Origin of the sequence: Rufibacter roseus, assembly GCF_001647285.1 — a bacterium.
GTDB classification, from domain to species: domain Bacteria; phylum Bacteroidota; class Bacteroidia; order Cytophagales; family Hymenobacteraceae; genus Nibribacter; species Nibribacter roseus.
In genome coordinates, this window is sequence record NZ_LRML01000003.1 from 313,303 (window position 1) to 329,555 (window position 16,253).

General features: G+C 45.1%; 12 protein-coding genes. 5 read left to right on the plus strand and 7 right to left on the minus strand.

Annotated elements, in window-relative coordinates:
- Nucleotides 1-81: 81 nt before the first annotated feature.
- The 6 genes from A8O23_RS05330 to A8O23_RS05355 all read right to left on the minus strand — a co-directional run bounded on the left by A8O23_RS05330 (nucleotide 82) and on the right by A8O23_RS05355 (nucleotide 10,977).
- Entirely contained in the window at nucleotides 82-2,400 is a 2,319-nt protein-coding gene (locus tag A8O23_RS05330; protein ID WP_066617727.1) for a penicillin-binding protein 1A, read from the minus strand.
- 246 nt (nucleotides 2,401-2,646) lie between these two features.
- Nucleotides 2,647-5,085, minus strand: a complete 2,439-nt coding sequence (locus A8O23_RS05335) for a hypothetical protein (protein ID WP_066617730.1) — start codon at nucleotides 5,083-5,085, stop codon at nucleotides 2,647-2,649.
- 17 nt (nucleotides 5,086-5,102) lie between these two features.
- Nucleotides 5,103-6,260: a DUF4249 domain-containing protein gene (locus A8O23_RS05340; RefSeq protein ID WP_066617733.1), complete on the minus strand. Its 1,158-nt coding sequence runs from the start codon at nucleotides 6,258-6,260 to the stop codon at nucleotides 5,103-5,105.
- 1 nt (nucleotide 6,261) lies between these two features.
- Nucleotides 6,262-9,057 (minus strand): TonB-dependent receptor domain-containing protein, encoded by a 2,796-nt coding sequence (locus A8O23_RS05345; RefSeq protein ID WP_066618280.1) that lies wholly within the window; start codon nucleotides 9,055-9,057, stop codon nucleotides 6,262-6,264.
- 4 nt (nucleotides 9,058-9,061) lie between these two features.
- Entirely contained in the window at nucleotides 9,062-9,799 is a 738-nt protein-coding gene (locus tag A8O23_RS05350; protein ID WP_066617736.1) for a hypothetical protein, read from the minus strand.
- 209 nt (nucleotides 9,800-10,008) lie between these two features.
- A complete protein-coding gene (locus A8O23_RS05355; protein WP_066617742.1) occupies nucleotides 10,009-10,977 on the minus strand; it encodes an N-acetylmuramoyl-L-alanine amidase in 969 nt (322 codons plus the stop codon).
- A 192-nt stretch (nucleotides 10,978-11,169) separates the two neighbouring features.
- On the opposite strand from A8O23_RS05355, the gene A8O23_RS05360 reads away from it, so the two are divergent.
- From A8O23_RS05360 to A8O23_RS05375, 4 genes are all read left to right on the plus strand, one after another.
- The gene (locus A8O23_RS05360) at nucleotides 11,170-11,769 is read left to right on the plus strand and encodes a hypothetical protein (RefSeq protein WP_066617745.1); all 600 of its coding nucleotides are present in this window, start codon (nucleotides 11,170-11,172) and stop codon (nucleotides 11,767-11,769) included.
- A gap of 162 nt (nucleotides 11,770-11,931) precedes the next feature.
- Entirely contained in the window at nucleotides 11,932-12,531 is a 600-nt protein-coding gene (locus A8O23_RS05365) for a hypothetical protein (RefSeq protein WP_066617748.1), read from the plus strand.
- 70 nt (nucleotides 12,532-12,601) lie between these two features.
- Nucleotides 12,602-13,120: a nuclear transport factor 2 family protein gene (locus A8O23_RS05370; protein ID WP_066617750.1), complete on the plus strand. Its 519-nt coding sequence runs from the start codon at nucleotides 12,602-12,604 to the stop codon at nucleotides 13,118-13,120.
- Between the two features lie 269 nt (nucleotides 13,121-13,389).
- Complete coding sequence (locus A8O23_RS05375) at nucleotides 13,390-14,475, plus strand: mechanosensitive ion channel family protein (RefSeq protein WP_066617752.1); 1,086 nt, start codon at nucleotides 13,390-13,392, stop codon at nucleotides 14,473-14,475.
- A gap of 62 nt (nucleotides 14,476-14,537) precedes the next feature.
- Here the strand turns inward: A8O23_RS05375 and A8O23_RS05380 are convergent, their stop codons facing one another.
- Nucleotides 14,538-14,969 (minus strand): hypothetical protein, encoded by a 432-nt coding sequence (locus A8O23_RS05380; protein ID WP_066617755.1) that lies wholly within the window; start codon nucleotides 14,967-14,969, stop codon nucleotides 14,538-14,540.
- A 425-nt stretch (nucleotides 14,970-15,394) separates the two neighbouring features.
- Here A8O23_RS05380 and A8O23_RS05385 point away from each other — a divergent pair, with 425 nt between their 5' ends.
- On the plus strand, nucleotides 15,395-16,192 hold the full coding sequence (locus A8O23_RS05385; protein ID WP_066618283.1) for a penicillin-binding transpeptidase domain-containing protein: 798 nt from the start codon (nucleotides 15,395-15,397) through the stop codon (nucleotides 16,190-16,192).
- Nucleotides 16,193-16,253: the final 61 nt, after the last annotated feature.

Below are 16,253 nucleotides of genomic sequence, written 5' to 3' on the forward strand. Positions count from 1 at the left end.
AACAGAATGCCCCTTAGTTATCATTACTAAGGGGCATTCTGTTTTTAGGCTGTTTTTCAGAAAAGAGGCGTAAAACGCATATCAAAATCTAGATGAAATGCTATCGTTCAGTTCTTCCAGCATAGTGTCTATACTGGCAGAATCTGGCTCTACTTTACGTGGTAGCACTGTTACACAATGGTAAGGCTTTTTGATTTTAACGTTTGGTTTAGGGAACGGCCCAAGGGTGATCCCCAAATCAGGGTCTTTATACACCTTCTCCATAAATTTTCCAAAAATGGGCAACGCGGTTTTAGAGCCTTCACCAGTGGCAGAGGTCCGGAAGTGAATGCTTCTGTCTTCTCCACCTACCCATACGCCTGTCACTAAATCTTTGGTGACGCCCACGTACCAGCCGTCTGAGTGGTTAGAGGTGGTTCCGGTTTTACCGCCTATCTGGTTTCCTTTCTTCCAGAGGTCATACTCCCAAAGGGCTTGAGAAGTACCGCCGGGCTCTTCCATAGTGCCTTTGAGCATGTGCACCATCAAAAAGGCGGTTTCCTCACTGATCACCCGCTTCTGCTGTGGGTTGAACTGCTCAATAATATTACCGTTGCGGTCTTCTATGCGCATGACCAGCATGGGCTTGTTCAGAAAGCCATTATTCATGAAAGTGCTGTAGGCATTTACCATTTCATAAATACTTACATCAGAAGAACCTAAGCCAATAGACGGAACTGCCTCTATAGGGCTGGTGATGCCTAAGCGTTTGGCGAACTTCTGCACGGTATCCCAGCCAATGGACTCAGTCAACTGGGCCGTAACGGTGTTAATGGAGCGGCCCATGGCGTGGCGCAGGGTCATGTTTCGGCCTGAGATAGAGTAATCAGCGTTGTGCGGGCTCCACTCCATTGGCTTGCCATTTTCCACGTATTTAATGGTCACGCGCTTGTCCTGAATTTTATCACAGGGCGAATAACCGTTGTGAATGGCAGCGGCATACACAAATGGCTTAAAGGTTGAACCTGGCTGACGGCGGGCCTGCTTTACGTGATCATACTTAAAATTATCGTAGTCTATGCCGCCCACCCAAGCTTTAATGTGGCCTGTAAAGGGATCCATGGTCATCATGCCCGCGCGCAGGAACCGCTTGTAGTAGCGCAAAGAATCCATGGAACTCATGGTCATTTCCACAGGGCCTTTGTAAGAGAACACGGTCATCTTCTTCGGCTCATTCAGTGCTTTGTTAATGGCCGCAGTATCAGTACCATGCTGCCGCTTCAATGACTGATACACCTCAGTACGTTTGATGGCATTTTCAATAAAACCCGGAATCTCCCTGTCTTTGTCATCTACCCAAGGGTTGCGCCCTTTCCAATGCCCCTCAAAACGACGCTGAAGATTTTTCATGCGTTCCTGAAGAGCTTCTTCTGCTAATTGTTGCAGGCGGGAATCAATGGTAAGGTAGATCTTAAGACCATCAGAGTACATGTCCAGCTCTCGCTTCTCGGCCCAATTGCGCACAAATTCATTTACCGTTTGGCGGTAATATGCCGGAACCCCGTCCAGGTGGTGTTCCACGTGATATTTCAGGTCAATGGGCAACTGGCTCAGAGAATCTGCCTCAGAGGCAGAAATAACCTTGTTCCGCGCCATTTGCTGTAACACCACATTCCGGCGAACCAGTGCATTTTTAGGGTTGAAGCGTGGATTATACGTAGTGGGTGCCTTTAAAACACCTACCAACATAGCAGCCTCTTCAGCCTTAAGCTTAGCTGGTGTAGTACTAAAGAAAGTCTTGGCTGCCACTTTTATTCCGAAAGCGTTACTCCCAAAGTCTACGGTGTTCAGGTACATACCCAGAATTTCGTCTTTGGTATAGCGCTGCTCCAGCTTTATAGAGGTATTCCACTCTTTTGTTTTAGCTATGATAGTAGAGAGTACGGGTACATGCCCTAATACTCCCTTGGTATCTTTGGTACGAAGGCGGTACAGATTTTTGGCCAGCTGCTGAGTTAATGTAGAGGCGCCACGGGTATTTCCGCTCAAATTATCTTTAATGGCCGCCATTACCCCCACCGGGTCAATGCCCTGGTGTTCGTAAAAGCGTTCATCTTCGGTGGCCACCAATGCGTCTACCATTACCGGAGCAATGGAGTCAAAAGGAACGGGATCGCGGTTCTCACGGAAGTAACGCCCTACTAAAACACCATCAGCGGTGTAAATTTCAGAAGGCAGGTTATTGCGCGGGTTCTCCAGATCATCTAACCCTGGCGACTGGCCGAACAGGTAAAGCAGGTTGATATCTACGGCTACAAAATAAAACACCGTAAAAAGTAACCCGAAGCTGAAGACCATCCAAAGGGCACGAATCCACTTATTAAACTTGGTACGCTGCGTTTTTTTCTTCTTTTCTGGCATGCGGATAATTCACGGGTATTCACCCGTTCTCCAAAAACACACAAAGTTACTATAAAGTGCTAGCTTTAGAGAAGTTACTTACCTGTTTTAGCCTTGTTTTCTAAAAAACAGGGCTAAAACAGCAGAAAAGATGGCGCCAGACTAAGGTAAAATGTATAGTTATTTCTCTCTCAGCCCATTATATAACCACTAGAAAGAAGAGGCTAACCAAAATTTCCTGCTCTAACAGGCAAATTTATTCACAACTTATTGAGCAGGATTTACTACTTCAAAGGTGGTGGTACTGACTCCTACGGTTCCGTTTCGGGTAACGCCTTGTGTTACTATGATGTAGGTGCCCTGCAAATCTGATGTATAAAAGGAAGCCTGTCCGTGCCCATCTGTGTTAGTTGTGAGATCAGGCTCCCAATGTAGCAGGTGCCTGAAATCAGGCAGTGCACTCTGCTTCTGGCTTAACGTTTCATACACTGGAGAATAAAATTCTCTTTGTCGGTTTAGTCCCTCATAATCAAAAATGAACACGGTAGGGTCTAGCTGGTATTCACTTAAGTTTCCCTTGTAAGTGGTAATATTCATGATACCATCAAAGGCGAAAGATCCTAGGTAGTAGCGTTTAGTAATCAGGTCCAGCTTTTTTACTTGATCTGGGTTGTACGTCACCAACTTGTTGTTCTCAAACATAGGCACCCCGTCAAATAATACTAAAGGCTCATTTAAGAAGTAGGTTTGCCGGCGGTGGTCCATCATGTACAGGTGCGCATTTTTCTCACGACGCCGAACGATAACCTCGGGCACATATTCACGGAACACATCTTCTAAAGTTGGAAATTTAGTGTAATCAGCCAATATGTACTGTTTATCTGGTTTCCCGAAAAATACCTTACCCGAATTTATAGCACTTGCCATTGGCACTTCATACTGAGACCTAAAATGCTGCTGTACCTGTGTATGCAGGCTGTACTGCAGCAATGGCTCTTTCCAGCCCGTTGAGAAAACTAAATTGGGCAAACTTGAACTGGAAAATTCTTCTGAGAATGGATTCTGGATCAAAGCATTGTATACCGTGTCACCTTTTGAAATAGAACGCACTACAGCTTCTACCTGTCCGTAAAAAGGATTCAAATCAAACCTTACTGCTCCATCTTTGCCGCTTACGCCACCCGCAAACTGAAACGTGGTATCTGGCAGAGTAAGAAAGGTAACAATGCCACTTGCTGGTATATTTGATTTCTTGTGGGTTAGTTGTACTGTTACCGAAGGACCTTCAGTTTCTGGCAGATATCTGAACGCAAGTGTCTGGTTCTGCAATACATTCCTCCAGTTAAATCTTCTCCAGCCGTGGGTCAGCATTAAGTTATCCAAAGCTGTGTCTACTTCTGGCCCAGTGTTCTTCAGGTAATACCCGGCAGACTCTATTTCTCCCTTTAAATCTGAGGCCAACCATACGTAGCTAAGCATATCGGCCTGGTTCAACCCATGTAGTTGCATTGAATCTGCCAACAGCACCGCCAAAGACAGATTTGCCTGCTCTGGTTTATTTAGGTGATTTTGCGCAACTAAAGCAATATTCACTTTTTCACGGGTGGCAAACTGGGTCTTTGGAAGCTCTTGCAGCAGTTGCAACGTACCCTCTACCGGCTTTTTGAAGTACAGACGCTCACAAACGGGATGCCTGGCTTCATTGAAGACAGTAAAATGTGTAATGCCTTCCCCAAGTTTATTTTCATTGACAGTAAATACCACTTTGCCATTCTTTACTTCTCCCCGTACTGCCATTTTTGTTTGCTGACGGGTATGAGCAAACAGATAAACAGACTGCGGAATGGCTCCTGATACAACTGTAGTATGCACTGCTATCTGTAGCACACCTTCTCCTGCCTTAGAAAGCTGCATGCTATATCCAGCCTCCTCTATTTCAGGCAGCTCTATTACTATTGGCTTTCCAGAATACGGTCTTATAACGGCATTGTAACTTGTATTAGGCAAAGGTTTGAAGGTAAACTTACCAATGCCAAACTTTAGGGGCTGAAACCGTGCTACTGTGTCTTTATGTTGGTTTATTATAGCTCCTGAGAACGCTATACCTTTACCATCTGCCCCTACAGCTTTAAAAGCAACTGTATTCTGCAGGTCTCGCACCAAACTTCCGCCCTCTGGGAAAAACTGTACCTGCACTGCTTTTTTCTGGGTAACAGCAGGTACATTTTCCTGAACCAGCGTGTTGACAATGCTTACCTTCTTCTGGAAAAAGAACTCAGGTTCAAAGTTCTTCATCCAGTGGGTATAGGCTCTAAGCTGATATGTATCTGAGGTAACCGACTCTGGTATTTGCAATGAGCCTTTCCCCATTGCTTCCTCCATCAAAACTTTAGCCTGCAGTATCGGTTTCTGCTGGCGGTCTACCAGCTCCAGATACACCACCTTGCTAACCTCCAGCGGCTTATGGGTAGATCCCTCAAGACTGTATATCTTAAACCAAATAGTTTCTCCGGCCAGATAGAATTCTTTGTCTGTGTGCACAAACAATTTCTCCTGCAGCACCTTTGGCTGATAGGCTTGAAACTGATTCTGAACAAACTGCCCCGGCTCTGTTTGCCCCCATGCTATCATGGGCACAAACAAAAAAGCGAGGATAAGGCTAGACTTACCAAACCGCTTCTGGAGTTTTATATAAAATGCGTTCATGCTAATCTGATGTTAGTCTACTCCCAAAAACTTGGTTTCTCGCTGGAGCCCCGCAGTCTACAATCAACACAGTAGGCAGGTGCTCCTTTATATGAAACCAACACAGACACATTGTTTATTATCTCAAAATCAGCGGTAGTAGGAAGAATAGCACCATCACCAAAAATAGCTTCAAACACGTCTGGATCTAAGTCTGTTATAGTTTCTTCCTCACATCTATCTCCCCCCACAGCAGGTAATTCTTCTCTAGTGATAAAGATTCTACGGTTGTCAGTGGTATAGGCCCCTACATACCCCACTACTAATTTTTCAGGGTGGGTAACACCTTTTATATTTCCTACTATTTCAGAAGGTTGCGGATCAAAGAAAGAGCCCATGCCGGAAGAGTTTTTCTTCATTATCTCTAAAAACTGAAACTCTTCCTTACTTAAGGCGCGCTGTTTCACCAAAATGCTGTATTTGGTTCCTATTTTATCAGAAAGATGCCCTAAGGTAACCAAGGGAGCGCTGATAGTATCTTTTGAAAATTTGGCGCTGGACCCTATCAGTATATCTGTGAAAGAAGAAGACCTCCAACAATTTTTCATGGCATTGGTCTCCTGTTCATCTCTGAGAACCAATGTTCCATTTTCGTATTTGTAGATAGAATAAAACCTTGAAGTAATTTGCCAAGTCTCTTCATAGGTCCATTTATAGTAAGTGGTAGCATTCTGAGGATCGTGACTGCTCACATAAATTTTGATGCCGTCAGTATCCCATTTCCAAAATACCTTATCTATGGCTGGGGTTACTTTTACCGGAGTAAACTCAGAGGCATACTCTTCTCCGTTACCAGTTTTAATGCGGAGACGGTATTTCTGGTTTTGGGGCAAGGTTAGAGCCGCTGAAGTGTATACGCCGTTTCCAGTTTCAGACAGCGAGTAAGTCAGTTCATTCTCTCCTTCAATGCTAACTACGGCACCTGTTTCCTGCACATGGCTAACTGAGCCGGTAAGTTTGAATGTGCGCGACAAAATAATGGTAGTTACTGCCTCAGGGCCTGCATCTATGTAACCCTCTACTACTAACAAGCTGGACGCACCGCCTTCAATTACCGGCTCAAACGGATCACGGCAACCAGCCAAGGCAAATAACAGCCCTAACACCCAAAAATTGTTCTTCAATATTCTAGCCATTTTAGAACCTGATGTTAAAGTTTAAAAACGGAACAGCCGCCCCAAATACAGATAATTTGTAGCCCTTAATTTGACCGCCTTCAGTAGTAAAATACACGGAGTAAGGGTTCTTTCTACCTGTAAGGTTGTACACACCCAAGGTCCAGGAATTGTGGGTGAGCTGCTTTATTTTGTGGTTGCCCTCTAGATTGATAGATAAGTCGGCACGGAAGTAATCTGGTATGCGGTAGTCATTGCGGCCAGAGAAAAGTGTTTTTTGCGTGCCGCCATACATGAACCGGGCAACTGGTATAGTGACAGGTCTGCCAGTGCTATAGGTCACATTCATTGAAATACTGAACCTACGCGACAGCTGCTGGTTCCCTACAAAGGTGAAATCATGGGGTTTGTCATAGCTGGCAGGGTAATAATCTCCACCGTTTATGGTTTCACCAGCATTCGGGTCATCTTGCCGGAGAAGGATACGGGAATAGGTATAACTCATCCAGCCGTTGAATTTACCTTCTTTTTTACGCACCATCAGCTCTGCCCCATATGCTTTGCCTTGGGTGTTCAGTACATCGGTTTCTATGTGCGGGTTCATGACCAGCACAGCGGCACTTTTGTAATCTAAGTAGTTGGTGATTTTACGGTTATAAAACTCCGCCGACAGCTCAAGTTTATTCAGGAAAAGATTCTGGTACACACCCACCGACATTTGCTCGCTATGCTGTGGCCTGATGTTAGGATCACTAAGTTTCCAGATATCAGTGGGGGCTATTGCAGTAGTGTTAGACAACATATGGATGTACTGCCGCAGCGTGTTGTAACCTGCTTTTACCGATAAATTTTCTGTGATAGCAAACCGGGCTGACACACGGTACTCAGGCCCATGATACGTTTTAATAAAATCTCCCTTCTGGAAAGATCTTGTTTCTGTCTGGCTTTCTTCGGTACGAGGCTCCTCTGGCGCGTAATAGTTCACCTGATGCGGGCCCAAGTAATTGTAGATAGAGTACCGAATACCTGCATTAAGTGACAACCTGGGAGTAATGGCAAAGTTGTCTTCCAGAAAAATTGCGCTTTCAAGCGCCTGCTCCTCCTCTACCTTGGCGGGCGCTATCACAGATTCAGCTCCCAATGGCTCGTAAGAGCCGGGCTTCAGCTGGTAATAGATAGAGCTCACGCCAAAGCTAAGGGTGTGGTCTGACGACGGACGGTAGGTAAAATCCGTTTTTACATTACTTTGATCTAACTGAAAAGCCAGCCTATAAGCCGACATGGGATTCGCTTCAGAATAGTTGCTATACCTGTAATGATCATGCCCCACCACCATGGTTCCAGAAAGTTCTGGGGTAAAATCGTGCTGCCATTTCAATGACAAATTTCGGTTGCCATAGCTGAACAAGGTATCAGTGTTCAGGTTTGATTCATCATGGCTTAAATAACCGGTAAGGGTAAGAAAATTCTTATCGTTCACCTGGTGGTCCAGATTCAGGTTAATGTCATAAAAAGAGGCTTTTGCTCCCTTGAAATCAGAATCGTCTGGCAAGAGATTGAATAGCCAGTTAGAGTAGGTGGTACGTGCCCCAAACAAGAAAGAAGTCTTTCCCTTATTAATAGGCCCCTCCAGATGTATGCGGCTGGTAAGCAAACCGATTCCCGCAGACCCGGTAAACTTTTCTTTGTTACCCGTACGGGTGTTCACATTGAGTACAGAAGACAGCCTTCCACCATACTTAGCCGGAATACTGCTTTTGAAAAGCTCCACATCTTTAATGAGCTCAGGGTTGAACGCTGAGAAAAACCCGAAGAAATGCGAAGGGTTATAAACTGTGGCACCGTTGAAGAGTATCAGGTTTTGGTCAGTAGAACCGCCCCGTACGTTAAACCCGCCACTGGCTTCGCCCACTGATTTTACCCCTGGCAGCGTGAGCACCACCTTCAGTACATCGGCCTCCCCGAAAACGGTAGGCACTTGTTTGATGGTGTTAATCTCCAGCCGCTCCATTCCCATCTGCATTTTTTGCACATTAGAAGCAGCCTCAGCCTGTACTACCACTTCTTTCAGAGCTGTGTTCTGAGCAGGAGTTTCAATATTTAGCTTCCCGTCAGAATATAAGACCAGCTGTCTTCTGGCATCAGTTACCTCAATACTTTTCACCAGCATCTCATGTCTACCCCGGGGCAAGGTAATGGTATAAGCACCGTTTTGATCTGCTGTTACCCCGGTATTCAGTTCAGGAAAGAAAACAGAGGCTCCTGCTACTGGTTTGCCCGTGGTGGAATTATAAATAACCCCTGACAGCGTCACTCTTCCGGCACCAGGGGCAGTACGGCTGCCAATTTCATATATTTTGTTTTCCTGTGAGGCAACGGTGGCTTTTATGTCAGCTTTTGGGGTAGAAGAAAGGGGCTTTTTCTCTTGTGCCAGCTCCTTCTGTGGCTCTGTAGATGTATCTTGAAAAAGTGCTTTGGGCAAATCGGTCACCAGTGTTCCGCCTTTTAGCACAAACACGTTTTTTTGTGCATCAATGGCATAGGAAACCCCATAATTCTGCGAAAGACTATCTAGAACGGCTACTAATGGCTGCCCCTGAACAGGAACGGAAATGTTTACTCTTATACTATCTAGTTGCTCTTTACGGTAAAAGAAACGATACCCTGTTATTTGCTGTAGTTCATCTAGTACTTTAGGAAGTGGCGTGTTCTCAAACCCCTTGCTGATCGATTGGTACTCTCTTTCCTGGGCCTGCACAGGAGTCCTTACCACCACAAGTCCTAAAACCAGCAAGAAGACATAGATGGCCTTTTTCATAGCATTAAAGTTGTTCTGAGTAAAATTTTGCAACTTCAACCAAGGCATCTACTGGGTCTTTAGAGACTGACAGGTCAAGTCTGCCCATAAGTTCATTGACCTCTTTTTTCTTATCTGGGAAGACCTTTAATACATCTCGCTTATTCTTGATGAGGAAGATTTGTTCACCTTTTTGAATGTAAAACCGATTCCTTTCAGGGAAATAAGCCACTGATTTATCTTCTGGAATGATGCCATCAACTGTTTTCATGTACCGGCCCAACACCTTTATTTCATTTTTGGAGAACAGCAGATCATAGAACCCAGACTGGAAGCCAGTAGGAGTTGCGTAGGTTGGCTCCAGATATATGAATGTGTGCCCCAACAGCTGAAAGCTATCTACTTTTGCCTTTGTCAGGGCCAGACTGCTGGTTCTGTTTAAATGCTCAATCACCAATTCATCCTGCACCAGATCATACAGCAGCTTTATGTTTGAATATTTTATCCCGTCAAACTGCACCTCCCCCACACTCCAGGTACTGCTTTTAAAAAACGGGTGGCCCCGTTTTACATCGAACTTAAAACCCAAGTACTCATACCCATTGTAAAGCTTCTTTTTAGTAGGGCTGAGCTGGTTTAAGGCATGGTTAACCGCAGTGGCATAGAAAGCACTATCACCAGATACTTGCTGCCCCCAAGCCCTTACCCAGGTGCCGCTGCTGGCAAGAAGGTAGAATAAAAGCAGAAAAAAAGGACGATTCATGAGCAAAGGGGGAAGATATATTTTACAGTATACAGAAATATTGATTATCTATCTGATTATGAACAGAGTGGCTTTCATAAGGTGGGCTTCTTCTTCACTGAAAGGTAAAAAAGCTCTATGAATTATACTATAAACATAGAGCTTTTTATATTTTTTCTACCGTCAAATCTGTCTGTTTCTACTATTAAGAAACCTCCAGCACCTAATACCTAAAGCGCTTGCCTGTAAAGCAGGTACAGTATTTTAAGGTCACGGTCGGTCAAGGTGGCGTTTACTTCTTTCTGAATGTAGTGCAGTTTGAATGCTTTAATGGCTGCTTCCAGGTTTTTGACATCGTAGCCAATAATGCGAAGAGCGTCTTTTGGATTGAAAGAGGCTGGTATAATGTTTTCGGCAGGAATAGGGTCTTGCGCAAGTACCTCTAAGGTTAGCATGGGCGGAGCTACAGATACCGAATCAGATGAAACCGCGCTAGAGTCTTGGGCTGTTGCCGGTTTCAGCAGGTTTTTCTCCAGCACCAGTTGGTCTACCTTTCCCTCATCATACCACAAACCAAAGCCCGCCTCTGCCAGCTGCTTCCAGGGAAAAGTGGGGTTTGGGTCTACTTTGCGACTGGGAGCAATGTCTGAGTGGCCTATGAAATTAGCCGCCGGAATGCCGTAGTTCTTCTTGAGCAGAGCCAGCAATTGAATTAAACTTTCAATTTGAGCCTCCTGGAAAGGCTCGAACCCGTTGTTGTCTAACTCAATGCCAATGGATGTGGAATTTAAATCAGTGGTATTGCCCCATTTGGCGTTTCCGCCGTGCCATGCCCTGAGGTAATCACTGAGCATGTGGTAAACCTTGCCGTCGCGGCCTATGACATAGTGAGCGCTCACTTGTGTTTTGGGGGTGGTAAAAGTTTTTAGAGTTTGCTCTGTGGAATTCTGGGCTGTGTGGTGAATAACCACGTAGTTGGGCTTACGCAAATTGAAATTAGTGGAGCCTACCCAATAATCGCCCTGCAAGAGACTGTCTTCCCCAGCAATAATCACCGGAGTGGCTTTTATTTCTTTAGTAAGGGCTTTCACTTTTTTCTTGTACACCCTGTTGGTGGAGGCATACGGATTAGAAGTACAGGCAGAAAAAACGAGCAATAACGCCAGTAGCAGCAAAGAAGAAGTTTGGGAGATGTTCATTGTAATAAGCTGATAGAGGCTCAAAGATGCGTAATAATCTTTTCCCTGCTAAAAATAAGGCACTAAAATGGCCTTTGGCCAGCTGTTTTTGGCTTGTTTTCTGAAAATCAGGCTAAAAACAGATCTATTTGCTCCTAAACATCGCTTAAAAATGATAACTTAGGCAAACGTTTACCATTGCTTTTGATTTTTATGGAATCTTCACGCCTTCAGTTAGACCAGGAGCTACAGCCTATTCCGGCATTGTTACACTCCTACTCCTCAGGAGAACCATTCCATTCTTGCATTACCTGCGATTCAGCGCTGCTGGCCAACGGGAGCCAATATTTGGTGGAGAAAGCTATTCGCAACTACCCTGAGGCGGGCGTGCAGGATGTCATTTTTGAGTATGCCATGTGCCTTACTTGCGCCCAGCAGCTCCGCGAAGAATTGTCTGCTGATTCAAAAGTAAACATTGAAAACTATTTTGCTGAACATGTCAATTTAGAGGCACGCCGCAAAGCCTTGCTTTCGCTGCCTGACCCCATGAAACTGGACAATTGGCTATCGCACTGCCTGGTCACCGGAAAAGCACGGGAAGATTGCACCGAATACCAAATTTTTGGCCAGTGCTTCGGCCCTGATCTCCACTTCGGGTATATGCCATATATGCTTAGCGGAGAGGCTATGGATGAAATTCAGGAGCTCATCTCGCCCCACACCCGCGAAATTCTGGACGATTTTATGGATACTCACTTCGGACTTCCGCCGGAGCTAAGGGCACTGTTGCAGGACAGGCTGGTGCTGGTATAAAAATGTTATACTATTCTTTTGTTCTGTCATTTTGATAGGATCTTGTTGGCAAACTGAAAATCCTTTACTCACTGCTACTACAGCTTGCCACCAAGATCTTTCCAAGATGACAGGAGGTGTAGTTTAATTCTCAATTTACTCAGTAAGAACCTCATTGCTACAATGAAATATCTTATTTGGAGCATCTGCTCCCTCCTGCTGCTGACGGGCTTTATCTCCCCCACTCCAACTGACGCAGTGGACTATTTAAGCTTGCCTGGCCCGATTAAATTCAAAGATACTGAGTTTGCCTTAGCCTGGTCTTCTCACCCTAACGCTTCCTATTTTAAGCAAGAATATGTTCCGGCGGGGGAAACAGTGCAGGGTTTTAACCAAATGATTCTGGCCGAAGTGGTGGTTGGTGATTTTAGCGTGGAAGATGCCGTGCAGGCACAAATCAGAACCATTGCTGAGCGCAAGAAAACCGATGCCGTAGCCGATTACGAGGTGTTCGAAAACCCAAAAACCGGTGAGGTCATTCTAGACTTTCTTATGAGCGCCGGAAATGAATCTACTGTAAGTGTGGTAGAGTGGAACGCTTACAAGTACAGACCCTACCAAGACAAAGCCGGTCGCAGAGGTGTTGTTCTGTTTGGGTACAGCAGACGGGGCTATAACAAGAACGTAGAAGGCTTTTTATCATCATTGAAGTCGGTCAGAAGTGAATATTTAAAAGCACTAGGCAGCTACTCTATTCCTGACATCAGCATAAAAAATAAGTAATTCCTGCTCAGGTCAGCCAATCAATTAAGCGTAAAATCACCTGTACTAAACTTTTCAAACCATTCCACTCATGAAGTACTTCGCTCTTTTCCTGCTTTGCGCCGCTATTCAGTTTACTGCGCTGGCCCAGTCTAAAGCTAAAGCCACGGCTGCTTCAGCAGATGCCAAAGCCGTAGAAGCGGCGGTAGTAAAGTTTTTTGACGGTATGCGCGCCGGCGACAGCACCATGGCCAAATCAGTGTTGACGCCTAACGCGCGGCTGTTGAGTGTAGCTACCACTAAAGACGGGACTGCGGCCTTGCGTGAAACACCTATGCAGAAATTTGTGGAGATGATTGCCCAGCCTCACCCACAGGTGCTAGATGAAGTGATTTGGGACGTGAAAGTGCAAATTGATGGCAACTTAGCCACTCTCTGGTGCGAATATGCCTTTTATGTAGGCGACACCTTCAGCCATTGCGGGGTTGATGCCTTCCAACTGTACCGCAGCCCCGAAGGCTGGAAAATCTTCAGTATTGCCGATACCCGCCGAAAAGAAAACTGCGACCTTAAAGCCGCTCAGGCTGCCAAAGGAAAAACCAATCCTTAAGTTTAAAACATGTGTCTACGCCTGTTTCAGGCCAGTTCTTCAAAAAATAAGGCAAAAACCCCACGCCCTATCTTGTTCACTCAAGAGCAGGTAGGGTTTTGTATTTTGGGTTGTAAAGGGTAGTTTTAAATTTCACCATGCTGCTTATACCTTCCGTTCTGCTGAATTCTGACGGGGGAGTATACACCTAGCAGCAGATGCCCGTATATAGCAAAGGCCTTTGAGGGCTTATTCCCTCCTGTTTATTGGCAACTGATTTATTTTATTACATGACTACCTTTTTAGAAAGAGTTTACTACCACAACACCGTACTTGATTACTTCATTGCCATTGGCATTATTTTACTGGGGCTGCTCATTGCCAGATTATTTAAGCGGTTCTTCTTAAACCGTATTGCCACCTGGGTAAAAAACACCCGCACTAACATAGATGACTTTATTGTAGAGAATATTGACCGGTTTGTGCTGCCGGCAATTTACCTTTCTATTGTACATGCGGGAATCAATTACCTCACCTTATCAGAGAAAGTACAGGATGTTTTACGGGTAGCCACTACCGTGGTCATCACGTTTCTGTTCGTGCGCCTGGTTTCCTCTACTATTCTAATGCTATTGCGAACCTATGTGCGCAAACAAGAGCACGGTGAGGAGAAGGTGAAGCAGTTAGGTGGCCTAATGCTCATTATCAATGCCGTTATCTGGATATTGGGCTTGTTGTTCCTGTTCGACAACATGGGCTACAATGTCACTACCATTATCACCGGTTTAGGAATTGGCGGTATTGCTATTGCCCTGGCCGCTCAAAACATACTGGGTGACGTGTTCAACTACTTCGTCATTTTCTTTGACCGCCCCTTTGAAACCGGCGATTTCATTATTGTAGACGACAAGCTCGGAACTGTAGATTACATTGGCATTAAAACCACTCGGGTAAAAAGCCTTTCGGGCGAGCTGTTGGTTTTCTCTAACAGTGACCTCACCAACTCTCGCATACATAATTACAAACAGATGATGCGCCGTAGGGTGTTGTTCAACTTTGGGGTCATTTACCAGACACCGCTGGAGCAACTGAAGCTTATCCCCACAATAGTGGAAAACATCATCAAAGAACAACACCCAGTTATGTTTGACCGGGCACACTTCCAGAAATACGGTGACTCCAGCCTTGACTTTGAGGTGGTGTACAATGTCTTAGACTCTGACTACAACAAGTACATGGACATACAGCAGGCCATCAACTTCCGGATTTTTGAAGAGTTCCAAAAGCAGGGAATAGAATTTGCCTACCCAACCAGAACGTTATTCATGGTCAGCGACCAAACTCAGCCTGGCAACTCGGCTGCCTTACCCAATTAACATTTTAATCTGTCGTTTTAGGGCTATTTTCTCAAAATCAGCCCTAAAACGGCAGCTTGTAATTACTTCACCACGTTATTCTTTTTTTGACAGGCTTCCAGCCAGCTTAGTGCCTCCGTACGGCTGGTAAAAATCCCTACCTGCAACTCCTGCCCTATTTTACTTACTTTCATCACTTCTCCGGCTTCCTCGCCAAAAGAGTTTCTATGCGCCACATGTGCCAAGAATTTTAAACCGGCCTGCATAGCCCTAGGTAACCAGTCCTTTTCGAGCCAGGCAACAGCATCGGCCCAAGGACCAGTGAAAGTGGTGTTGTCGTTGAGTTTGTATAAGCAGTTGCTTTTCTCCAGAATCTCCAACCCAATGTCGCAGGCTTTTTTTAAATCCATCTGAGAGGCGTACCCATACCACAGCGTATCAATAATATCTAGATTTTGGTTGTATTCTACCTTGTAGAATGTTCTGCCGAATGAATTAGTGGCTTCTAGTTGCATTGGTGGTGGAAAACAGAAAAATGTTTAGCTTAGTAAGACAGAGTAACATATTTAGGCAAATCTTACTTGGCGGAAACTTGAACAAAATAATGAACTAATTGTTTTCGGACTCTGGTGAAATTACTCTTTATCTGAAAATCTGATCCTTTGCTTCTGCTTGAAGCTGAATTTGTGAAACAGCATTAAAACAGCGATGACTTTGGCTTTAGTTTTGAGGGGGAGGAAAAAAGAAAATGGATGCTACTCAAGAAATCAATCATTGCAGCAGGTTTCTTTCCTTGGTAATAATTATTTAACAGTATCACTCTATTCTGTCTCTTCTTAAGCGACTCCTTCTTTTTCTGAGTGATTCTATGGTAGCGGTCTCATTCAGTTTTTCTAGCTTTAGCTGATGTATTCATCCTTCTGTTGCTATGCCTCTGCCCATGAAACAACTATTAAGCTTTTCGCTCCTGCTCTATTTTTTTGTCAGCCATGCTATCAAGGCTCAAGACCTGCAGCAACCGTTCCGAGATTGCGGGCTACAGGGGAGCTTCACTTTGTATGACCTCAAAAACAACCGCTGGACATATTCTGACGCTGCCGATTCGAAACGCGCTTCTTTGCCTGCCTCTACCTTCAAAATACTAAATTCCCTTATTGCCTTAGAGGAGCAAACGGTGGCCAACGAGCATGAGGTTTTAAGGTGGGATGGCCAGAAACATGACATTGCCGCCTGGAATGCTGATACAGACATGGCACAGGCTTTCAAGAACTCCACCGTTTGGTTTTATGTGCGGCTAGCCGAGAAAATTGGCAAAGACCAGTACCGCGCTTACCTGAAGCGCAGCGGCTACGGCAACGGTAAATTAAACAAATCGCTGGGTGCCGATTTCTGGAACTACGGCGACTTTGCCGTCTCGCCCAAAGAACAAATAGAGTTCCTGAGAAAATTTCACGCCGAGCAGCTCCCCTTCTCCAAAGAAAACATCCGGAAGGTGAAGAAAATGATGGTGGAAGAGCAGATACCTGAATACACCCTTCGCGCCAAAACCGGCTGGACCATTTACGGCGGCACCGACAGCGGCTGGTGGGTAGGTTATGTTGAAACGAAAGACAACGTCTACTTTTTCGCTACCCGAGTGCATAAAGAGAGAAGCACCCAGAACGAAAACTTTGCCAGCTACCGCAAAACCATTACCAGAAATTTATTGCAACAGCTGGGTGTATTGCCGTTGTTGTAAAGCAGCAGTGCCTAACCCTTTTCTAATCAAGCCCTAACCTGTTTTCAGCCTATTTTTCATA

Coding starts and splice junctions, on each gene's coding strand:
- A8O23_RS05345 (WP_066618280.1), bottom strand. CDS start 9,057: ATGAAAAAGGCCATCTATGTCTTCTTGCTGGTTTTAGGACTTGTGGTG.
- A8O23_RS05375 (WP_066617752.1), top strand. CDS start 13,390: ATGACTACCTTTTTAGAAAGAGTTTACTACCACAACACCGTACTTGAT.
- A8O23_RS05350 (WP_066617736.1), bottom strand. CDS start 9,799: ATGAATCGTCCTTTTTTTCTGCTTTTATTCTACCTTCTTGCCAGCAGC.
- A8O23_RS05385 (WP_066618283.1), top strand. CDS start 15,395: ATGAAACAACTATTAAGCTTTTCGCTCCTGCTCTATTTTTTTGTCAGC.
- A8O23_RS05355 (WP_066617742.1), bottom strand. CDS start 10,977: ATGAACATCTCCCAAACTTCTTCTTTGCTGCTACTGGCGTTATTGCTC.
- A8O23_RS05365 (WP_066617748.1), top strand. CDS start 11,932: ATGAAATATCTTATTTGGAGCATCTGCTCCCTCCTGCTGCTGACGGGC.
- A8O23_RS05370 (WP_066617750.1), top strand. CDS start 12,602: ATGAAGTACTTCGCTCTTTTCCTGCTTTGCGCCGCTATTCAGTTTACT.
- A8O23_RS05380 (WP_066617755.1), bottom strand. CDS start 14,969: ATGCAACTAGAAGCCACTAATTCATTCGGCAGAACATTCTACAAGGTA.
- A8O23_RS05335 (WP_066617730.1), bottom strand. CDS start 5,085: ATGAACGCATTTTATATAAAACTCCAGAAGCGGTTTGGTAAGTCTAGC.
- A8O23_RS05360 (WP_066617745.1), top strand. CDS start 11,170: ATGGAATCTTCACGCCTTCAGTTAGACCAGGAGCTACAGCCTATTCCG.
- A8O23_RS05330 (WP_066617727.1), bottom strand. CDS start 2,400: ATGCCAGAAAAGAAGAAAAAAACGCAGCGTACCAAGTTTAATAAGTGG.
- A8O23_RS05340 (WP_066617733.1), bottom strand. CDS start 6,260: ATGGCTAGAATATTGAAGAACAATTTTTGGGTGTTAGGGCTGTTATTT.